This window comes from Thermaerobacter nagasakiensis, assembly GCF_055396825.1.
Window position 1 is genome coordinate 88,284 of sequence record NZ_AP043740.1, and the last position, 18,515, is coordinate 106,798.

At 73.7% G+C, this 18,515-nt stretch carries 15 protein-coding genes; 9 read left to right on the forward strand and 6 right to left on the reverse strand.

Annotated features, from left to right (window positions below; translation table 11 throughout):
* Nucleotides 1-45 precede the first annotated feature (45 nt).
* Complete coding sequence (coxB, locus tag ACZ5T9_RS00370; RefSeq protein WP_464833369.1) at nt 46-903, reverse strand: cytochrome c oxidase subunit II; 858 nt, start codon at nt 901-903, stop codon at nt 46-48.
* Between the two features lie 511 nt (nt 904-1,414).
* Between coxB and ACZ5T9_RS00375 the strand changes: the two genes are divergently transcribed.
* Complete coding sequence (locus ACZ5T9_RS00375) at nt 1,415-2,356, forward strand: heme o synthase (protein WP_006904433.1); 942 nt, start codon at nt 1,415-1,417, stop codon at nt 2,354-2,356.
* Between the two features lie 136 nt (nt 2,357-2,492).
* Here ACZ5T9_RS00375 and ACZ5T9_RS00380 read toward each other — a convergent pair whose 3' ends face one another.
* Nucleotides 2,493-3,626, reverse strand: a complete 1,134-nt coding sequence (locus ACZ5T9_RS00380; RefSeq protein WP_464833371.1) for a COX15/CtaA family protein — start codon at nt 3,624-3,626, stop codon at nt 2,493-2,495.
* A gap of 382 nt (nt 3,627-4,008) precedes the next feature.
* Between ACZ5T9_RS00380 and ACZ5T9_RS00385 the strand changes: the two genes are divergently transcribed.
* A complete protein-coding gene (locus tag ACZ5T9_RS00385) occupies nt 4,009-4,488 on the forward strand; it encodes a hypothetical protein (RefSeq protein ID WP_006904435.1) in 480 nt (159 codons plus the stop codon).
* Between the two features lie 97 nt (nt 4,489-4,585).
* Nucleotides 4,586-6,550 carry a DNA polymerase III subunit gamma/tau domain-containing protein gene (locus ACZ5T9_RS00390; protein WP_464833374.1) on the forward strand — a complete coding sequence of 655 codons (1,965 nt, stop codon included), beginning with the start codon at nt 4,586-4,588 and terminating at the stop codon, nt 6,548-6,550.
* Nucleotides 6,551-6,596: 46 nt separating this feature from the next.
* Here the strand turns inward: ACZ5T9_RS00390 and ACZ5T9_RS00395 are convergent, their stop codons facing one another.
* The 3 genes from ACZ5T9_RS00395 to ACZ5T9_RS00405 form a co-directional block, all read right to left on the reverse strand.
* Nucleotides 6,597-7,052 (reverse strand): cupin domain-containing protein, encoded by a 456-nt coding sequence (locus tag ACZ5T9_RS00395; protein ID WP_006904437.1) that lies wholly within the window; start codon nt 7,050-7,052, stop codon nt 6,597-6,599.
* Between the two features lie 37 nt (nt 7,053-7,089).
* A complete protein-coding gene (locus tag ACZ5T9_RS00400; protein WP_464833375.1) occupies nt 7,090-8,247 on the reverse strand; it encodes an alcohol dehydrogenase catalytic domain-containing protein in 1,158 nt (385 codons plus the stop codon).
* A 67-nt stretch (nt 8,248-8,314) separates the two neighbouring features.
* Complete coding sequence (locus tag ACZ5T9_RS00405; protein ID WP_464833377.1) at nt 8,315-9,439, reverse strand: zinc-dependent alcohol dehydrogenase; 1,125 nt, start codon at nt 9,437-9,439, stop codon at nt 8,315-8,317.
* Between the two features lie 318 nt (nt 9,440-9,757).
* Between ACZ5T9_RS00405 and ACZ5T9_RS00410 the strand changes: the two genes are divergently transcribed.
* The 6 genes from ACZ5T9_RS00410 to ACZ5T9_RS00435 all read left to right on the forward strand — a co-directional run bounded on the left by ACZ5T9_RS00410 (nt 9,758) and on the right by ACZ5T9_RS00435 (nt 18,021).
* A complete protein-coding gene (locus tag ACZ5T9_RS00410) occupies nt 9,758-10,807 on the forward strand; it encodes an alpha/beta hydrolase (RefSeq protein WP_464833378.1) in 1,050 nt (349 codons plus the stop codon).
* Nucleotides 10,808-11,065: 258 nt separating this feature from the next.
* Nucleotides 11,066-12,142, forward strand: coding sequence for a CoA transferase (locus ACZ5T9_RS00415; protein WP_464833380.1), 1,077 nt, complete (start codon nt 11,066-11,068; stop codon nt 12,140-12,142).
* A 160-nt stretch (nt 12,143-12,302) separates the two neighbouring features.
* Nucleotides 12,303-13,958 (forward strand): long-chain fatty acid--CoA ligase, encoded by a 1,656-nt coding sequence (locus ACZ5T9_RS00420; protein ID WP_464834456.1) that lies wholly within the window; start codon nt 12,303-12,305, stop codon nt 13,956-13,958.
* Nucleotides 13,959-14,032: 74 nt separating this feature from the next.
* Nucleotides 14,033-15,748: an acyl-CoA synthetase gene (locus ACZ5T9_RS00425; RefSeq protein WP_464833381.1), complete on the forward strand. Its 1,716-nt coding sequence runs from the start codon at nt 14,033-14,035 to the stop codon at nt 15,746-15,748.
* 199 nt (nt 15,749-15,947) lie between these two features.
* A complete protein-coding gene (locus ACZ5T9_RS00430; RefSeq protein ID WP_464833382.1) occupies nt 15,948-17,108 on the forward strand; it encodes a thiolase family protein in 1,161 nt (386 codons plus the stop codon).
* A 145-nt stretch (nt 17,109-17,253) separates the two neighbouring features.
* Nucleotides 17,254-18,021, forward strand: a complete 768-nt coding sequence (locus ACZ5T9_RS00435) for a 3-hydroxyacyl-CoA dehydrogenase (RefSeq protein WP_464833383.1) — start codon at nt 17,254-17,256, stop codon at nt 18,019-18,021.
* A 195-nt stretch (nt 18,022-18,216) separates the two neighbouring features.
* Here the strand turns inward: ACZ5T9_RS00435 and ACZ5T9_RS00440 are convergent, their stop codons facing one another.
* A complete protein-coding gene (locus ACZ5T9_RS00440; RefSeq protein ID WP_006904446.1) occupies nt 18,217-18,492 on the reverse strand; it encodes a type II toxin-antitoxin system antitoxin in 276 nt (91 codons plus the stop codon).
* Nucleotides 18,493-18,515: the final 23 nt, after the last annotated feature.

Sequence of the window (18,515 nt, forward strand, 5' to 3'; positions counted from 1 at the left end):
CCGCTCCTCCTCTCTCCGAGCCGGCGACGGTCTACAGGCTGCCGATCACTGAGCCGTGCCGCCGTGCCGGCCCGCATGCTGCTGAAGCCAGGCCTGCCAGTCCGTTTCCGGCAGGACCTCGATCTCGCCGCGCATCGCGAAGTGACCAACACCGCACAGTTCCGCGCAGGCGATTTCGTAGCGACCCGGCTCCGTGGGCTGCACGTAGACCTCCGTCACCCGACCGGGGACGGCGTCCATCTTCACGCGCAGATTGGGCACGAAGAAGCTGTGGATCACGTCCCGCGAGCTCAGCTTGACCGTGACGTGATAATCCGCCGGCATCACGATGGGCCCCTTGGAGCCGTCAATCACGATGTCATCCTTGCCCGCAGGGTCGTTGGGGTCGATGCCGAAGGGGTTCTTCTGGAAGTCGACGAACTGCGGGTCGGTCCTGCCGAACTGGCCGTCGGGACCCGGATACCGCGCCGTCCAGAAGAACTGCTGCCCCCAGACCTCCACCACGGCCGACTTCTCCGCCGCCGCAGCCGCCGGCGTATGCAGCGTCAGCCAGATCTGGTAGCCCATCACGATGAAGACCGTCAGGATGACGGCGGTGGCCACGGTCCAGCCGGACTCCAGGCGCCTGTTCTCATGCCAGTACAGCGCCCGCGGATTGCGCGCCGCCTTCCATACGAACCAGGCCAGCAAACCCTGGGTCAGCACGAAGACAATGCCGATGCTGACCATGATGATGTTGAACAAGCGATCGATGGGCGCCGCGGCCGCCGACACCAGGGGCGGCAGCCACCAGCGCTTCGTCGCGTATACGGTGCTCGCCACACCCGCCACCAGGACGAGCCCGATGAGCAGGGTCATGACAGCACCGGCGCGCCGGTTGTCGCGCTCGGTCGCCTGCTGCATGTCGCCCTCTGCCTCCAATCCCCGCTGCGGCCCGGCGGGCATTCAACCGTTCCCTCCGGACCGCAAGGCCAGAATCCGACGATCCGTCCCTGTTGCACCGGCGATGCAATAAGGTCGAAGCCCGCTTGGATTGTATGGGATCCCCCCCCACCGCCGCAAGGCGACAAATGACAAGACCGGCAGGCCGGCCCCTGGTGCCGCGATCCACCCAGTGCCCCGTCTTGCCAGCGATCCGCAAACCGGTAGAATAGTGGCGTAATCGTTCCTGCGCGCTCCTCTTTCCTGCAGCTCACTATCAAAAGCCCCCGAACGGGCGTTGTCATGGCCATCGGGCTGGAAACCGATGCGCCTCGGGCTGAAGCCGGAGCAGGCACCCCTTGGGTCGCATGAACCTCCGGGTTTACGGTATTTTCTAATCGTTGCGAGTCGTTGCGAGGGCGCGGCTGGCAGAATCCGGCGGCTTCGCGATGCCTTGACCGGCGGGTTCGCCATGCCGGATGGAGGAACGAACATGAGCATGCCCAACAGCGCGGTGCTGGCGCGCGCCATCACCACCAGCCGGAGCAACGCGCTCCGCGACTACCTGACGCTGATGAAGCCGGGCGTCATGCTGCTCGTGCTGGTCACCACGGCGGCCTCCATGTGGGTCGCCCTGGGAGAGGCACCCCATCCCTGGACCCTCTTCCTGACCCTGGTGGGAACCCTGCTGGCCGGTGGCTCCGCCGCAACCCTGAATCACGTGCTGGACCGGGACATGGATGCCGCCATGCCCCGCACCAGCCGGCGCCCCATCGCCGCGGGGCGGATCCGTCCCGGTCAGGCGACGGTCTTCGCCGTGGTCCTGGGTGTCGTGAGCTTCGCGCTGCTGTACACGCAGGTCAACCCGCTGGCCGCTTACCTGGCCGTGGGCGGCATCGCCTTCTACGTGCTGATCTATACCGCGTGGCTCAAGCGCCGGACGCCGCAGAACATCGTGATCGGCGGCGCGGCCGGCGCCGTGGGCCCGCTGATCGGCTGGGCCGCCGCCACCGGGCGGCTGGAGGTCGCGGCGCTGGTCCTGTTCCTGATCGTGTTCTTCTGGACCCCGCCCCACTTCTGGGCGCTGGCCGTGGCTCTGCGGGACGAGTACGCCAGAGCCCGTGTCCCCATGTTGCCCGTGGTGGCCGGCGTGGAGGCCACGCTGCGCCAGGTGTACTTCTACACCTGGGTGACCGTGGCGGTTACCCTGGCCATGCTCCCTCTGGGCCAGCTGGGCTGGACCTACGCCGTGGTGGCCGTGGTCCTGGGCGCCCGCTACCTGCGGCTCACCCGCGGGCTGCTGCGGCAGACCACCGAAGGGCGTGCCCGGGCCCTTTACGGCTACAGCATCGTGTACCTCTTCGGCGTCTTCGGGGCCATGGTGCTGGACGTGACGCTGCACCAGGTGGTCAACGCCCTGCTCGGCCGAATGTGAGGGACCCGAGCGGCAAGGGGACGAGCGGGGCAAGGGACGAGAGACCCATGCAGGACCAACGGCGCAGGGGCCGGCCCCCTGCGCCGTTGGTCTTTACGCCGGCCCTCTCCGGCCCGCGCCGGTGCTGCGACCCGGGTCACGCCGGCCCCGTGGGCGCTCCCGCCGGCCGGCTGCGGGCCGCCGGCGCGGCCGCCGCCGAGCCCGGCGAGCCGGCAAGGGCCGCCGGCTCCTCCGCACCGGCCGTTACCGCCGGACCCGGCAGTGAAGATGGCGGGCGCCCGGGCGCCGTCGCGACACCACCGTGCAGGGACCACGCCGGCCCCGCCGCCTCCAATGCCAGGTGGCACAGCACGGTGAAGAGCAGGGCCATGATGCTGCTGTGCAGCATGGTGGCCGCCAGTTCCAGCCGGCTCAGGACCACGTAGGCGCCGCTGGCCGCCTGCAGGACGGCCAGGCCGGCCGCCAGCCAGGTGCCCCGGACCAGAGAGGGAAGCTCGCGACGGTGGCGGCGGGCCATCCCAACCAGGATGCCCAGCCCCACCAGCAGCGCGCCGGCTGCCAGCCGGTGGACCATCTGGACCAGCGCAGCCCCCTCCCACGCCGTCCCGCAGGCCGGCCAGGCCGGGCAGGCCAGGCTGGATTGGGTGTGGCGGACGTAAGCCCCCGTGTACACCACCAGGTACGTGGAGCCCAGCACGAGCCACAGCCCCCGGCGCAGCACGGCCGGCACGCCGTGCCCGCCGCCCGGGCCCGCCTGGCCGGCCCGTCCCGCCGGAGCGGCCGCACCTCGCAACACCCGCAGGCTGAGCAGCGCCACCGATGCGAAGGAGACCAGGGAGATGCCGAAATGCAGGGCCAGGACGGCGTCGGACTGCCCCCACAGGACCACGCCGGCACCGAGCCCGGCCTGCAGGAAAAGGAAGGCGACCGCCACCGCCGCCAGCCAGCGGGCGTCGCGGCGGCCGCCCAGGCGCCGCGGGCCCAGCACGGCCAGCGCCACCACGGCCAGGGCGGCAATGCCGGAGATGACCCGGTGACTGAACTCGATGACGGCCTGGAGGGTCCATTCCGGCGACCCGCAGAGCGGCCAGGAGCGGCCACAGCCCTCCCCCGAGCCGGTGGCCGTGACCAGCGCACCGGCGACCACCACCAGGAACATGGTCACCGTCGCCACCACCGCCAGCCAGCGCAGGCCGCCGCCGGTCCGCAAGGCGCCGTTGCCGGCCGGCGGCCTGCCCCCGTGCCCCGGAACTGCCGCGCCATCGGGCATACCCGCATCCCTCCCCGTGAAATTCCGCCGGCTCGTGGCTCGTGGAATGCTGGCCGAATCCAGCCCGAGACCTCCAGACAAGCCCGCGCAGCTCGCCTCGAAACGCGGTCTGCGGCCCTGGCCCAGGCGGGCGGCAGCCTCCCCGGCACCGGGTCCCGCCGCGGGCGCCGTACCCCGGCACCGCCGGGCCGGACCAGGACCACCGTAGCCCATGGACCCGCCGGGTGCAATGCGGCGCGGGCTCGATCCTGCATCGCCTGGCCGGTCTCGCATGGCCGGTCCGGCCCGTGGTCACCCTAACCATGATGCCTGCCGCCGGGCCGGCAGCCCTGGGGCCGCGGTCCGGCGCGCCCTCGCCAGAAGACAAAGGAGTGAGATGGCCGTGGCACCGGTGCGAAAGGTGGCCACCGCCCGCGTCGTGACCGCCGGACTGGTCGCCGGGCTGGTGCAGATCGCGACGGTCTACGTGCTGCAGCCCATCCTCGGCACCCAGCGCGGCGCCTTCAGCCGCTTTGTCGCCGACGGCCTGGGCATGGGCGACGGCCGGATCACGGCCCAGGCCGCCATGTCCATCGGCGGCCTGGCGGCCCTGCTGGTGGCCGCCGTCCTCTGGGCCTTCGTGTACCGCGCCGTGGCGCCCGCCGGCAATGCGGTGACCGGTATGGCCTTTGGGCTCGCCGTCTGGGTCGCAGGGGCCCTGGTCATCCTGCCCCTGCTGTCCGCCGCCGGTGCAGCTCCGTCGCCCGGCTTCCTGGGCACGGGCTTTTCCGGGGCCCGCAGCGCCCTGGTGGCCGCCCTGGCCCACCTGGTCTACGGCGGTGTCCTGGGCGGCGTGCTGAACGGCGCCCGCCAGGAGGCCTGAAACCTGCCCCCCGGGACCTGGGCAAAGCCGCCCCCTTTCCCCCGCACCCCGCCTCCGGGCCGTGCGTATGCTGACAGCGACCGGAGGAGGGGTCGCCATGCAGGTGCTGGTCCGCCACCGCTGGCTGGTCGACGTGGACGACACCGCAGGCATCCCGGGCTGGGTGACCGTGCTGGAACGCCTGGGGCACCGGGTCTGGATGGGCGGCGGCGGGGACGGGCCTGCTTACGCGGCGGTCGACTCGGCCCTGCACGGGCGGACGGTGATCCTGCAGGTGACGGCGGACGAACCGGGCCCCCGCACCGCTCCGCCGGCGGCACCAGGTGGAGGGCCCGGCCCCGCTGCCCCGCAGCCCGGCGGGCCGGCGGAAAGGCTGGCCGAGGAACTCGCCACCATCCTCCAGCGGGCAGGGGTGACGGTGGTCCAGGTGCCTGCGGGCGGGGCACAGCAGGTCCCCGTCCCACAAGCCGCGCCGGCCAGGGCGGCCGGCGCGGCCCCTCCCGGGCCGGCAGCGGGCACCGGCAGCCCCTCCGGCGCCCCGGCGGGCTCCGGCGCGGCCGCCGGGAGCGGCGGCGCCGGTTCGTCCCCCGCCGCACCGGCCTTCACCCGCCTGGCAGCCGACGTCGCCCTCCACATCCACCTTGACGCCGTTTCCCTGCGGGGCCGGGTCGCCACCGCCGGTCGCCGGCCCTGGCGGGCCTGGTGGCTGGGCCGGCAGCTGGCCCGGAGCCTGTGGGAAGCCGGCTGCCTGCCCGTACACCAGCGGGCCTGGCCGCGGCACAAGCTGCGCTTTCTGGTGGACCGCCCCTCCGCAGGCGGGCCGGAGCCCCTTGCCACCGCAGCCGCACCGCCCGGCCCCGCTGGACCGGCCGGCCCGCGGGCCATGGCAGGCGCGCCGGGATCCGGTCCGCCCGCCGGGGCGGTCGTCCTAGTCGCTCCCCTGGCCGCCAGCCTGACCCTGCCCGCGGGCTGGCCGGCTCCTGTGGTCGCCGCCGCCCTCTACTCCGGGCTGGTTGCCTTCTACGGCGGGCCGCGGCAGCCCGTGGTGCCGTGGGCCCGGCCCGCCCTCGGACGTCCGGAAACCGGCCCGGCCCGCGCCGGGAACCCCGGCGGCCCGGCGGGCCGCGCCACCGCCGAGGGCGGCACCTGCGAGGGCGCCGCGACCGAAGGCGGCGATGCCGGGCCGGGCCTCTCTTTGCCAGGTTGCACCGGCCACGGCGAGGGAAGCGGGGAAGCATCCGGTGGCGGAGGAACCGGCATGGTCACCGGCGGCGAGACCGGGAGCCCGCCTGCACCCGGCCGGGGGGCCGAGGCCGGCCATTCCGGCAGAGCCGGCGGTACCCGCCAGGACTGGGACGCCTGGCCCGGTGTCCCTGCCGGGGAGGAAGGCCGTCTCAGGGAGCCGGCACCGGCGGGCCCTCGCCCCGGAAACGCCACGGCGCCAGGCCAGGAGCAGGACCCCGAGGTGGAACCGGGTCAGCCGGCCGCCGCAGGGCATCCCGGGCCCCCGGCCGAGGAAGGGCCCGGTGGGGCCGGACCTGCGGGCCCGGAGCCGGTACCGCCCGTGCGGCAAGACGCCACCGGTTCGGACCCGGTGCAGGACGGGCCGGCGACGGCCCGGGACGGCGCGCCGGCCCGGGCGGCGGCCTTCCGTCTCCGGCCGGCGCCCCAGGCCCTGGCGGGGCTGCCGCCGGCGGTCCTTCCCCCCGGCGCCCGGGTGGGGTACCGGTTCGACCCCCGGCGTCCCGCGGGCAGCGCGATCACCGCGCAATCGCCTAGGCCACTGGCCGGAGCGGGTACGATCTTCCAGCCGCCGGCGGTCCCCCAGGCGCCAGTGGCCTCCCCAGCACCGGGGGTGGGGCCGGACCTGCCGGGAGCCGCCACCCTCCCGCCCGGCGCCGGCAGGCCGGGGCTGGCGGCCGGGGCGACCTCCTACCCGCCTGGGGCGCCGGGCGCGCCCGCCGCGGGTGTCCCCGTTCCTCCCCGGGCCGGCGGCACCCGGCGGGCTGTGCCCTCCTTCGCCACCGGGCGGGAGCCCGGCTCCCTGAAACCCTTCCGGTGAATGCGGCCACCCCGCCGGCCGTGAGCCGGCCCAGGGCCAGGCCCCCTCAATCCAGCGGCCGGGGACGGTCCCGCTGGGCGTCGACCACGCAGAGGAACCCGAAGGGCTCGTCCCCCGGGGCCCCCCGGTGCCGGAACTGGTGGGGCGTCTCCGGAGGGATGTAGACCAGGTCGAAGGGGCGGACCCGGTAGACCTCGCCCCCCACCTGGACCTCCCCTTCGCCCCGCAGCACCAGCACCGCGTGGATGTGCTGGTGAAGCTCGAAGCGCGAGTAACCCCCGGGGCCCACCTCGAAGTACCGCACCTCGAAGGCGGCAGGGGTGGCCCCGCCGGGCACCAGGGTGCGGCGGATCACGTCGCGGAACCGGGGGGCCGGTTCCTCCGGACCCTGGTAGACTTGGTCGGGAATGCCCTCCCAGCGGAAGGTGGCGGGGTCGAACCGGCGTACCCGCAGCCGCCCGAACTCCTCCGCCGTCAGGGGACGATTGGACGTCGCTTCCATCGGGCAACCTCCTCCGCGGCCGCCTCCCCGGGCCGTGTCACAGCTCGACCAGGACCTTCAAGGCGCCGGGGTCCTTGACCTGGCGGTAGGCCGCGGCCACCTCCGCCAGGGGGTAGCGGTGGGTGACCAGCTCGCGCGCCGGAACCTGGCCGGAGGCCAGCAGGTCCAGCGCCGCCCGGGTGTCGGGCGGCCCCGCCGAGTAGCTGGGGACCAGCCGGATCTCCCGGAAGAAGATGTCATACCCCGGAATGGCCGGATCGTGGCCGGGGGCCGTGGGGGCGAACATCACCACGGTACCTCCCGGCCGGGCGCAGGCGATGCCCAGCCGCAGAGGCTGCTCCCCGGCTGGCGAGACCAGGACCAGGTCGGCGCCCTCCCCCCAGCGCTCGGCCAGGCGGCGCGCCACCTCCTCGGGGCCGGAGGCCACCCGGACCCACGGCACCGGACCGCCCGGCGGCTGCGCCGGCTCGGCCTGGGTCCCGGCCCGGGTGTCGAGGACCAGGGTCGCCCAGCGCCGGGCCGCCCAGGCCAGCCGGCCCGGCACCCGGTCGACCACGGCCCGCTCGGCCGCGCCCCAGGCCCGGGCCACCAGCCCCAGCACCTGGCCCATGAACCCGGCGCCGATCACCATCACCCGCTGCCCCGGTTCCAGGCCGGCCCGCTGCAGGGCATGGACCGCACAGGCCACCGGTTCGACCAGGACCCCCACCTCCCATCCCGCGCCCTCCGGCAGGGGCAGGGTGTCGTGCCGGAGCACCTGGGGTGCGATGACGGCGTACTCCGCCATGCCGCCCGGCCGCAGGCCCGGCTGGCGCCAGAGGGGGCAGTGGACGTAATCGCCCCTCCGGCAGGCGGCGCACGCCATGCAGGGGGCATGGTGGTGGACGAAGACCCGGCTGCCCACATCCACCCCGGGCGGCGGCACCGCGCCCGGCCCGAAGGCCACGATCTCGCCCGCCGGCTCGTGACCGAAGACGAAGGGTCCCTCCCGGGCTTTCCCCGCCACGTACCAGTCCAGCAGGTCGCTGGAGCAGATGCCGCAGGCCCGCAGCCGGACCAGGGCTTCACCCGGACCGGGCTGCGGCACGGGCCGCCGGTCCACCCGGACCTGCCCTTGCCCGTCGAGAAGGGCCACCTGCATCGCCTCCGGAAGAACCGGCGCCCCCGTCGCCGGACCGGTCACCCCTTCCGCCATGCCCAGCCTCCCCTCCTGCCCTGGTACCCGGCGGGCGCCGGGGCTCGGCTTCCGCTCCGGACGGGACTCAGGGCAGGGTTTGCGATGACGAACCCTGACCCGGCCCGTCCCCTCCGCCCGGCCGGGCCGGCCCGCCCGCCTCGCCCGCCCCGCCCGTTTCGGCCCCCTCAGGGTAGAGGGCGACCTTGATCGCCTCCCCCCGGTCCAGGGCCTGGAAGACCTCCGGCAGCTCGGCCAGGGGCCGCCGGTGGGTGATCAGCATCGCCACCGGCAGCCGGCCGCGGGCCAAAAGATCGTACGCCTCCTGCACGTCGGCCGGGGTGTAGTGGAAGGAACCGATGAGGTCGACCTCTTCGTAATGGAGCCGGAAGGCTTCGAAGTGTACCCAGGTGCCGCCGGCCAGGCCGCCGAAGAGCAGCACCCGCCCGCCCGGCCGGACCCACTGGGCGGCCGCCTGCCAGCTTTCCGCGCGGCCGGTGGCCTCGATGACCGCCGCCGGCCCCTCACCGCCGAAGAGGGCGCGAATCCGGGGCAGGGCCTCCTGGGCATCCGCCGCCAGGGTCTCGGTGGCCCCCGCCTGCCGGGCCAGTTCCAGCCCCGCCGGCCGCCGCCCCACGGCCACGATGCGGGGTACCTGCAGCGCCCGCGCCACCATGACGTGCAAGAGCCCGATGGTGCCGGTGCCGATGACCACCACTTCTTCGGGCCGGCCCAGCCGCCGCCAGCCCCGCACCACGCAGCTCAGGGGCTCGAGGAAGGCGGCCTGCTCGAAAGACAGGTGACCGGGCTTGGCAAACAGGTGCCGGGCCACGATGGGCGCCGGCAGGCGGATGAACTCGGCATACGCCCCCAGGGCCATGCGCTCGGGATCGAAGAGGTGCCGGCACAGGTTCTCCTGGCCCCGCCGGCAGGGCGGGCACTGGCCGCACGGTGCCGTGGGCACCCACATCACCGCGTCGCCCGGCCGGAAGCGTTCCACCCCTTCGCCGGCGGCATGGACGACTCCGGCCGCTTCATGGCCGAAGGGGCCCGGAACGGGCAGGCGCGCGTGGCCCCGGCGGAAGGTCTTCAGGTCGGTGCCGCAGGTCAGCGCGCAGCGGATCTTGACCACCACTTCCCCCGGCCCCGGCTCGGGCACGGGGACCTGGCGCAGGGTCAGCCGGCGGATGCCGGCCAGGTATCCTTGCAGCAACGGCCACCCTCCAGGCAACCGGGATGGGGCGGGCCGGGCCGCGGGCGGCCCCTCGGTGTCAGGACCTGCAGTTGCGGGCCGCTGCGGCCCGAATCGCGGCCCAAGCGGCTTCTCTCAGGCCCTGGGCCCAGCCCGGCGCCCGGCGCCGGGCTCGCGGCCAGGAAGCAAGCCCGCCGTCCAGAAACATCCCGGTATCGGGAACATCCCGGTATCGGGCTACCTTAGAAGGTACCACACCGGGGGCCCGGGGGCCGGGCAGCAGGCGCCCCCGCACCCGGACGGTTTCAGCCCAGATTGCCGCGACGAGGTGATCCCATCGTGCACCGACCCCACCACCCGCCCTTCCGGGCCGTGGAACACCGCCACCGCAGCCGGCTGCTGGCGGGCAACCCCTGGGGCGACCCGGCCGAGCGCTCCCTTTGGGTGCTGGTTCCTCCCGATGGCCTGCCGGACCGGCCGGTGCCCTGCATCTGGATCCTCTCCGGCTTCGGGGGAACGGGTGCGAGCCAGCTCAACTTCAACCCCTGGGAGGAGACCCTGCCGGAGCGCCTGGGGCGCCTCTATGCCGAGGGCCGCATCGGCCCCGCCCTCTTTGCCCTGCCCGACTGCTTCACCTACCTGGGCGGCAGCCAGTACCTCAACTCCCCCGCCGTGGGCCCTTACGAAGACTACCTGGTCCGGGAGCTGGTCCCCCTGGTGGAGCAGCACTATGCCGTGTCGGCCCACGGCCTGGCGGGCAAGTCGTCGGGCGGGTACGGGTCCTTCATCCAGGCCACGCGCCACCCGGAGATCTTCCAGGCCTTCGCCTGCCACTCGGGGGACATGGCGTTCGAGTACTGCTATCTCCCCGATTTCCCCAAGTTCCTCGACCATGTGCGCCAGCTGGGCGGCCTTGATGCCTACCTGGACGCCTACCGCCAGCTGCGGGCCCAGGGCCGGTCCCTCAACCGAACCTGGCAGGCGTCCCTGAACATCCTGGCCATGGCGGCCTGCTACTCGCCCGACCCCGCGGAACCCCACGGCATCGCCATGCCGGTCGACCTGGAAACCGGCGCCCTGCGCCCCGCCGTCTGGGAACGGTGGCTGGCTCTGGACCCCGTCCGCCTGGCGCCCCGGGTGGCCGGCACCCTCCGCCGCCTGCGGCTGGTCTACATCGACTGCGGGCGCCAGGACGAGTTCAACCTGCTCTGGGGCGCGCGGCAGCTGCACCGGGCGCTGGAGGACCTCGGCATCGCCCACGCCTACGACGAGTTCGACGGCGGCCACTTCAGCATCGCCCACCGCTACGACCTCTCGCTGCCCTTGCTCTACCGGGCCCTGGCGGGCGACGCCCCGGCCGGGGACGCGCCACCGGCCCGCTCCAGCTGATCCCGGAACCAGCCTGGTGGGCCCGCGCGGCTGGGAGGGCCGGCCGGGCCGGCGAGCTGGCGGAACGGTATAGGGCCGCACGGCCGGTGCGCAGGGGGACCGCCCCGGCCGGTGGGGCCGGGGGACTCCAAGGTGCGGGGCCGCAAGGGAAGGGCCGCGCCGGGGCCGGATTCGGCCAGGGGTTCAGCAGCATCCGGCAGGATGCCGGCCGGGCACGGCGAATTCCGTGTCCACCACCATTCCTGGCGACGAATCGGGGTGAAGGCCGTGCCCGCCCATGCCCGCCCCTCCCCCGCGCCGCCCCCGTCCCTGGCTCCCCTGCAGGGTTGCCGGGTCGTCAACCTGGCTGTCAACGTCCCGGGGCCGGTGGCCGCAGCCCGGCTTCAAGCCCTGGGCGGCACGGTTTTCAAAATCGAACCACCGGGCGGCGATCCGCTGGCCACGGCGGCTCCCGCCTGGTACCGGTCCCTGACCGCGGGGCAGGAGGTGCGCCGCCTGGACCTGAAGTCGGCGGCGGGGCGGGAGGCGCTGTACCGCCTGCTGGCCGGGGCGGACCTGCTCCTGACCGCCCACCGCCCGTCGGCCCTGGCCCGGCTCGGGCTTTCGGCCGCCGAGCTGGGCCGGCGCTTTCGGCAGCTGGCCCACGTGGCCATCGTGGGCTACCCCGCGCCCCGGCAGGAAGAACCCGGCCACGACCTGACCTACCTGGCGGAAGCGGGACTGCTCGACCCGCCGGCTCTACCCCGCACCCTGCTGGCCGACCTGGCCGGGGCCGAACGGGCGGTGGCCGCCGCCCTGGCCCTCCTGCTGGCGCGGGAGCGGGGCCTCCCCCTCCACCCGGTCGAGGTCAGCCTGGCCGAGGCGGCTTTCGCCCTGGCCGAGCCCCTGCGGCACGGGCTGACTGCCCCCGGTGGACTGCTGGGGGGCGGCCTGCCCTTCTACCGGTGCTACCCGGCCCGGGAAGGGTGGGTGGCCGTGGCGGCCCTGGAGCCCCACTTCGCCCGGCGGCTGCTGGCCGAGCTGCTGGAAGACGGCGAGCTGCTGGAAGACACCGGCCAGGGCACCGGCGGCGCCCCTCCACCGGAGGAGAGCGCGGCCCCACCAGGGGACCCACACGGCACCTGGGACACGCCCTTTCCCACCCCCGGCGCCCGGGGTGGGCTGCTCCAGGACGTCCCTGGCGGCGCGGCCCTGCCCATGGAGGTGGAGGCTCGCCTGGCCGCCGCCTTCCGCCGCCGCACGGCGGAGGAGTGGGAGGCCTGGGCGCGATCCCGGGACCTGCCCATCGCCGCCGTGCGGGCAGCGGTGGGGCAGGAGGCACCCCCAGGGAGGTGATGCCGGAAAGCGGTTGCAGCTGCGGGTGCAAGGCGTTACCGGATCAGGCGCGATTCGTGCGGTAGCCGGCCCTGCCCCGCCGGCACCACTACACGCCGGCCCCGGCACTGGGGGCCCGGGCCGGCCACCCGCGAGAGGAGGATGGCCCGTGAAGGGACTGATGATGGACTTCCCCCTTACCCTCCTGACCATCTTTCGGCGGGCCGAGGCCCTGTTCGGTTCCCGCGAGATCGTCACCCGCCTGCCGGACAAGAGCTTCCACCGCTACACCTACCGGGAGTTCACCGAGCGGGCGCGGCGCCTGGCCGTGGCGCTTCAGGAGCTGGGCGTCGGCCGCGGGGACCGGGTCGCCACGCTGATGTGGAACCAGTACCAGCACCTGGAGGCCTATTTCGGCATTCCCGCCGCCGGGGCGGTGCTGCACACCCTGAACCTGCGCCTGCACCCCTCGGAGCTGGCCTATATCGTTCAGCACGCCGGCGACAAGGTGCTGATCGTGGACCGGACCCTGCTGCCCCTCTACCAGCAGTTCCGCGACCAGGTGCAGCTGGAGCACGTGATCGTGGTGGGCGCCGCGCCGGCGGGCGCCGGTCCGGACGCGGGGGGTTCCGGAGCGGGCGAGGCGGCCGGCGCCGGCGGGTTCCTCGATTACGAGCAGCTGCTGGCCGCCGCCGACCCCTCCCGGTACCGGGAACCGGACCTGGATGAACGGGAAGCCGCCGCCATGTGCTACACCTCCGGCACCACCGGGCGTCCCAAGGGCGTGGTCTACTCCCACCGGGCCCTGGTCCTGCACTCCCTGGGCACGGCCCTGCCCGACTGCGTGGGCATGGGCGAGGCCGACTGCTGCCTGCCCGTGGTTCCCATGTTTCACGCCAACGCCTGGGGCATGCCCTTCACGGCCACCATGGTGGGGGCCAAGCAAGTCTTCCCCGGGCCCCACCTGGACGCCGTCAGCCTGCTGGAAGACTTCTCCCAGGAGCGAGTGACGCTGACCGCCGGCGTCCCCACCATCTGGCTGGGCATCCTGCAGGAGCTCGACAAGAACCCGGGCCGGTGGGATCTCTCCAGCCTGCGGGCCATGCTGGTGGGCGGTTCGGCAGCGCCCCGCGGCATGATCCAGGCGTTCCAGGAGCGGCACGGCCTGCGGGTGATCCACGGCTGGGGCATGACCGAAACCTCCCCCGTGGGCACCCTCTCCCACCTGCCCCCGGACCTGGCGGAGGCCCCCGCCGGCGTCCAGTACGACCTGCGGGCCAAGCAGGGCCGGCCGGTTCCCCTGGTGGAGGTCCGCATCCGCAACGACCAGGGCGTGGCGCCGTGGGACGGCGAAACCATGGGCGAGCTGGAGATCCGGGGCGCCTGGGTCGCCGCCTCCTATTACAACGCTCCCGAGGCTGCCGACCGCTGGACCGCCGACGGCTGGCTGCGCACCGGCGACATCGCCACCATCGACCCGCGGGGCTTCGTGGAGATCAAGGACCGGGAGAAGGACCTGGTCAAGTCCGGCGGCGAGTGGATCAGCTCCGTGGCCCTGGAGAACGAGCTGATGGCCCACCCCGCCGTGGCCGAGGCGGCGGTCATCGCCGTACCCCATCCCCGGTGGCAGGAGAGGCCCCTGGCGGTGGTGGTCCTCAAAGAGGGCCACACGGTCACCCGGGAGGAACTCCTGGACTGGCTCCGGCCCAAGTTCGCCAAGTGGTGGCTGCCCGACGACGTGGTCTTCGTGCCGGAGATTCCTCGCACATCCACCGGCAAGTTCCTCAAGGCCGCCCTGCGGGAGCGCTTCCGTGACCACCTGGCGGCGGGCGGCTGAGCCGCCCGCCGCCCGCTCCACTGCCGGCCAGCTCCTGCCACCTCTGGAGCCACCTCTGGAAAGGAGGCCGTCCCATGCCCCCCGCACCGGACGATCCGGCCCTGCGCCTGGCCCTCCGCAACACCATCGGCGACGCCCTGCGCCGGTCCGCCCGCAAGCACCGCGACCGCATCGCCCTCCACTTCGGCGACCGCCGGTGGACCTATGCCGGGCTGGATGCCGCCGTCACCCGCCTCGCCCGGGCCCTGCTGGCCATGGGCCTGGAGCCGGGCGACCGGGTGGCCGCCCTGGGCCGCAACTCCGACACCTACGTCCTGCTCTTTCTCGCTTGCGCTCGGGCCGGGTTCATCCATGTGCCGGTCAACTTCATGCTGACGGGCCGGGAGCTTCTTTACATCCTGAACCAGTCGGGCAGCCGGGCGGTGTTCTACGACGCCCAGCTGGAGCCGGCGGTGGCCGCGGTGCGCGACCAGGCCGCCGCCACCCTCTTCGCCACCATGGAGTCGCTGCTGGAGACCGTGCTGGCCGCCGGACCGGGCGAGGAGGGATCTGGGGCCGCGCCCGGTGCAGGCTCGCCCGCTCCCGCCAGCGGCTCCCCCGCTTCGGCCGGCGGGGCTCCGGATGCCGCTGCCGGTGGCGCACCCGACGCTGGTGGTGACGCCGGTGATGACGCCGGTGATGACGCCGGTGGTGACGCCGCCGGTGACGCCGCCTTCGCGGCCGTGGACGAGGACCAGGTGGTCCAGCTCCTGTACACCTCGGGCACCACCGCCGCCCCCAAGGGGGCCATGATGACCCACCGGGCCCTCCTGGCGGAGTACCTGAGCTGCATCGTGGAACTGGACATCCAGCACCACGACCGTTGCCTGCACGCCCTGCCCCTCTACCATTCCGCCCAGATGCACGTCTTCCTGATGCCGCAGCTCCTGGTGGGGGCCACGGGCTGGATCCTCCCGGCGCCGGTGCCGGAGGTGTGCCTGCCCCTGATCGCCCGCCAGCGGATCAACTCGATGTTCGCCCCACCCACGGTGTGGATCAACTTTCTCCGCCACCCCGAGTTCGACCGGCATGACCTTTCGAGCCTGAAGAAGGTGTACTACGGCGCGTCCATCATGCCGGTGCCGGTGTTGCAGGAGCTGCGGCAGCGGCTGCCGGGGGTGGCGGTCTACAACTGCTATGGCCAGAGCGAGATCGCCCCCCTGGCCACGGTGCTCCGCCCCGAGGAGCACGACGCCCGCCCCGCCTCGGCCGGGCGCCCCGTGCTCCACGTGGAGACCCGGGTGGTCGACCCGGACATGCGGGACGTGCCGCCGGGCCAGCTGGGGGAGATCGTCCACCGGTCGCCCCAGCTGCTGGTGGGTTACTGGGAGAAGCCCGAGGAGACGGCGGAGGCGTTCCAGGGCGGGTGGTTCCACTCGGGCGACCTGGGCTACATGGACGAAGAAGGGTACCTGTACGTGGTCGACCGGATCAAGGACGTGATCAACACGGGCGGCGTGCTGGTCGCCAGCCGGGAGGTGGAGGAGGTCCTCTACACCCATCCCGCCGTCTCGGAGGTGGCCGTGATCGCCCTGCCCGACCCCAGGTGGATCGAGGCGGTGACGGCGGTGGTGGTGTTGAAGCGGGGCGCCACCGTCACGGCGGACGACCTGATCGCCCACGCCCGCCAGCACCTGGCGCCCTTCAAGGTCCCCAAACGGGTCATCTTCGTGGACGGCCTGCCCCGCAACGCCTCGGGCAAGATCCTGAAGCGCGAGCTGCGCGCCCGGTTTGCCGAGGGGACCGGCTGAGCGGGTGCCGGGCCCGCCCGCGCAGTGGCCCGTGACAGGGAGCCGTAGCCGGCGTAGCCGGCGTAGCCGGGCTCGCCGGAATCCCCGGGCGGGGCGGTTCCGGCAGGGGCGGCGACCGGCGGCGTTGAAGGGTCCATCATCCCCACCCGGCCGCGGGTTCGTCCCCATCCCGGCCGGGATCCGGGAAGGAGGGTTGGCCATGGGCGAACCCGTACTTGTGGAGGGCGTTCGCACCCCCTTTGGCCGGCGGGACGGGGTCCACCGCGCCACCCGTCCGGACCAGTTGCTCGCCCTGGCCCTGCAGGGTTTGATCGAGCGAACCGGTCTGGACCCGGCAGCCGTCGACGACGTGGTCACCGGCTGCGTCACCCAGGCCGGCGAGCAGGGAGCCAACATCGGCCGCCTGGGCGTGCTGCTGGCCGGCTTCCCCGTCCGGGTGCCGGCGGTGAGCCTCAACCGGATGTGCGGGTCGAGCCAGCAGGCCATCCACTTCGCGGCCCAGGCCGTGGCCGCCGGCGACGCCCGCTACGTGATCGCCGCCGGTGTGGAGAGCATGACCCGGGTGCCCATGTTCAGCGACATCCGGGGCGGCTTCGAAACGTTGAACCCCGCCTTGCGGGAGCGGTACGAACTGGTCCACCAGGGCGAGAGCGCCGAGCGCATTGCCGAGCGCTGGCGGATCAGCCGCCAGGAGGCCGACGCCTACTCGGCCGAGAGCCACCGGCGGGCCAGCGCGGCCGCCCGCGAGGGCAAGAACCGGGAGATCGTGCCCGTCGAGGGACTGGACCCTGACGGGCAGCCCGTCAGCGTCACCCGGGACGAGGGCATCCGCGACCGGATCGACCCCGAGCGCATGGCGGCCCTACCCACGGTGTTTCGCCCCCAGGGGAACGGCATCGTGACCGCCGGCAACAGCAGCCAGATCTCCGACGGCGCTTCCGCGGTGCTGGTGGCCGACCGGGAGGCGGCCCTGGCCGACGGGCTGCGGCCGAAGGCCCGCTTCCGCGCCCGGGTGGTGGTGGGTGACGATCCCACCATGCAGCTGACCGCGGTGATCCCGGCCACCCGGCTGGCGCTGGAACGGGCGGGCCTGAGCCTGCGGGACATCGACTGGATCGAGATCAACGAGGCCTTCGCCACCGTGGTCCTGGCCTGGGCGCGGGAGCTGGACCCCGACATGGACAAGGTCAACCCGTGGGGCGGAGCCATCGCCCACGGCCACCCGCTGGGGGCCACGGGTGCCGGCCTGATGGCCAAGATGCTGGCCGGCCTGGAGGCCACGGGCGGCCAGTTCGGCCTGCAGGTGATGTGCATCGGCCACGGCATGGCCACCTGCACCATCATCGAGCGGCTGGCGTAGCGGCGGGCGTCCCGGCCGCAACCCAAGGTAGGCCCTGGCCAGTCCCCAGAGGCGTGCGGCCGGCCAGCCAGGGGGCTCGCCTTGCAGGGGGCTCGGCCGAAAGGCATCGCAGGGGCGAGACGACGGACCGAGAGGAGGTCCACCGGTGGAAGTACGTGGCGCGACGTTTCTCGTGACCGGCGGCGGCTCGGGCCTGGGCGCCGCCACGGCCGAGCTCCTGGTTGAGGCCGGAGGCCAGGTGGTCATCGCCGACGTCAACCGCCAGGCCGGCGAGGCGGTGGCCGCAAGGCTGGGCGAGCGGGCCCGGTTCGTCCCCACCGACGTGACCGACCCGGAGAGCGTGCAGCAGGCGGTCCAGGCGGCGGTGGATGCCTTCGGCGGGCTGCACGGCGCCGTCAACTGCGCGGGGATCGCCATCGCCGAGAAGGTCCTGGGCCGGGAAGGCCCCCACGACCTGGACCGGTTCCGGCGCGTGATCGAGGTCAACCTGGTGGGGACCTTCAACGTGATCCGCCTGGCCGCGGCGGTGATGGCCCAGCAGGAGCCCAACGCCGAGGGCGAGCGGGGCGTGATCGTCAACACCGCTTCGGTGGCGGCCTTCGACGGCCAGATCGGCCAGCCGGCCTACTCGGCCTCCAAAGGCGGCGTGGCGGCCATGACCCTGCCCGTGGCGCGGGAGCTGGCCCGGTACGGGATCCGGGTGGTGGCCATCGCCCCGGGCATCTTCGACACACCCATGATGGCGGGGCTGCCCGAACCCGCCCGCAAGTCCCTGGAGCAACAGGTTCCCTTCCCCTCCCGCCTGGGCCGGCCGCGGGAGTACGCCATGCTGGTGCGGCACATCGTGGAGAATCCGATGCTGAACGGCGAGGTCATCCGGCTGGACGGCGCCCTGCGGATGGGGCCGCGCTGAGGCGCGGTTACGGGGCCTGGAACCATGGTCCGGCGCCGTGGCCGGGAGCCGTGGCCCGGAACCGCGACCCGGGGCCGTGGCCGGGAACCGCGGCCCGGGACCGTGAATCGAAGCCGTGGCCGGGAGCCAAGACCGAAAGGCACGACCCCCGCTCCGCCCTCGGGCGGCGGGGGTCGCGCGTTCACGGCCCTGCCCTCATTCACCTGTTTTCCCTGGCGCCGGCGGGTCCACCCCGCCAGCGCCGCCCGTGGGTGCATCGCCTGCAGGGTCCGGAGGCACCTCGGGCTGCCCGCCGCCCCGGCGGGCAGCCCGCCGGCCCGGTGCGGGCAACCGGCCCGCCTTCCGCAACGCCTCGCGCAGAAGATACTCGATCTGGCCGTTCACACTGCGCCACTCGTCCGCGGCCCAGCGCTGGATCGCGTCGTAGATCTCCGGGTCGATGCGCAGGAGGAAGCGTTTCTTTTCGGGCAAGTTCGTCACTTCCCATTGCCGAT

Coding starts and splice junctions, on each gene's coding strand:
- ACZ5T9_RS00395 (WP_006904437.1), bottom strand. CDS start 7,052: ATGGAAGCGACGTCCAATCGTCCCCTGACGGCGGAGGAGTTCGGGCGG.
- ACZ5T9_RS00430 (WP_464833382.1), top strand. CDS start 15,948: ATGGGCGAACCCGTACTTGTGGAGGGCGTTCGCACCCCCTTTGGCCGG.
- coxB (WP_464833369.1), bottom strand. CDS start 903: ATGCAGCAGGCGACCGAGCGCGACAACCGGCGCGCCGGTGCTGTCATG.
- ACZ5T9_RS00400 (WP_464833375.1), bottom strand. CDS start 8,247: ATGGCGGAAGGGGTGACCGGTCCGGCGACGGGGGCGCCGGTTCTTCCG.
- ACZ5T9_RS00390 (WP_464833374.1), top strand. CDS start 4,586: ATGCAGGTGCTGGTCCGCCACCGCTGGCTGGTCGACGTGGACGACACC.
- ACZ5T9_RS00380 (WP_464833371.1), bottom strand. CDS start 3,626: ATGCCCGATGGCGCGGCAGTTCCGGGGCACGGGGGCAGGCCGCCGGCC.
- ACZ5T9_RS00375 (WP_006904433.1), top strand. CDS start 1,415: ATGAGCATGCCCAACAGCGCGGTGCTGGCGCGCGCCATCACCACCAGC.
- ACZ5T9_RS00425 (WP_464833381.1), top strand. CDS start 14,033: ATGCCCCCCGCACCGGACGATCCGGCCCTGCGCCTGGCCCTCCGCAAC.
- ACZ5T9_RS00420 (WP_464834456.1), top strand. CDS start 12,303: ATGATGGACTTCCCCCTTACCCTCCTGACCATCTTTCGGCGGGCCGAG.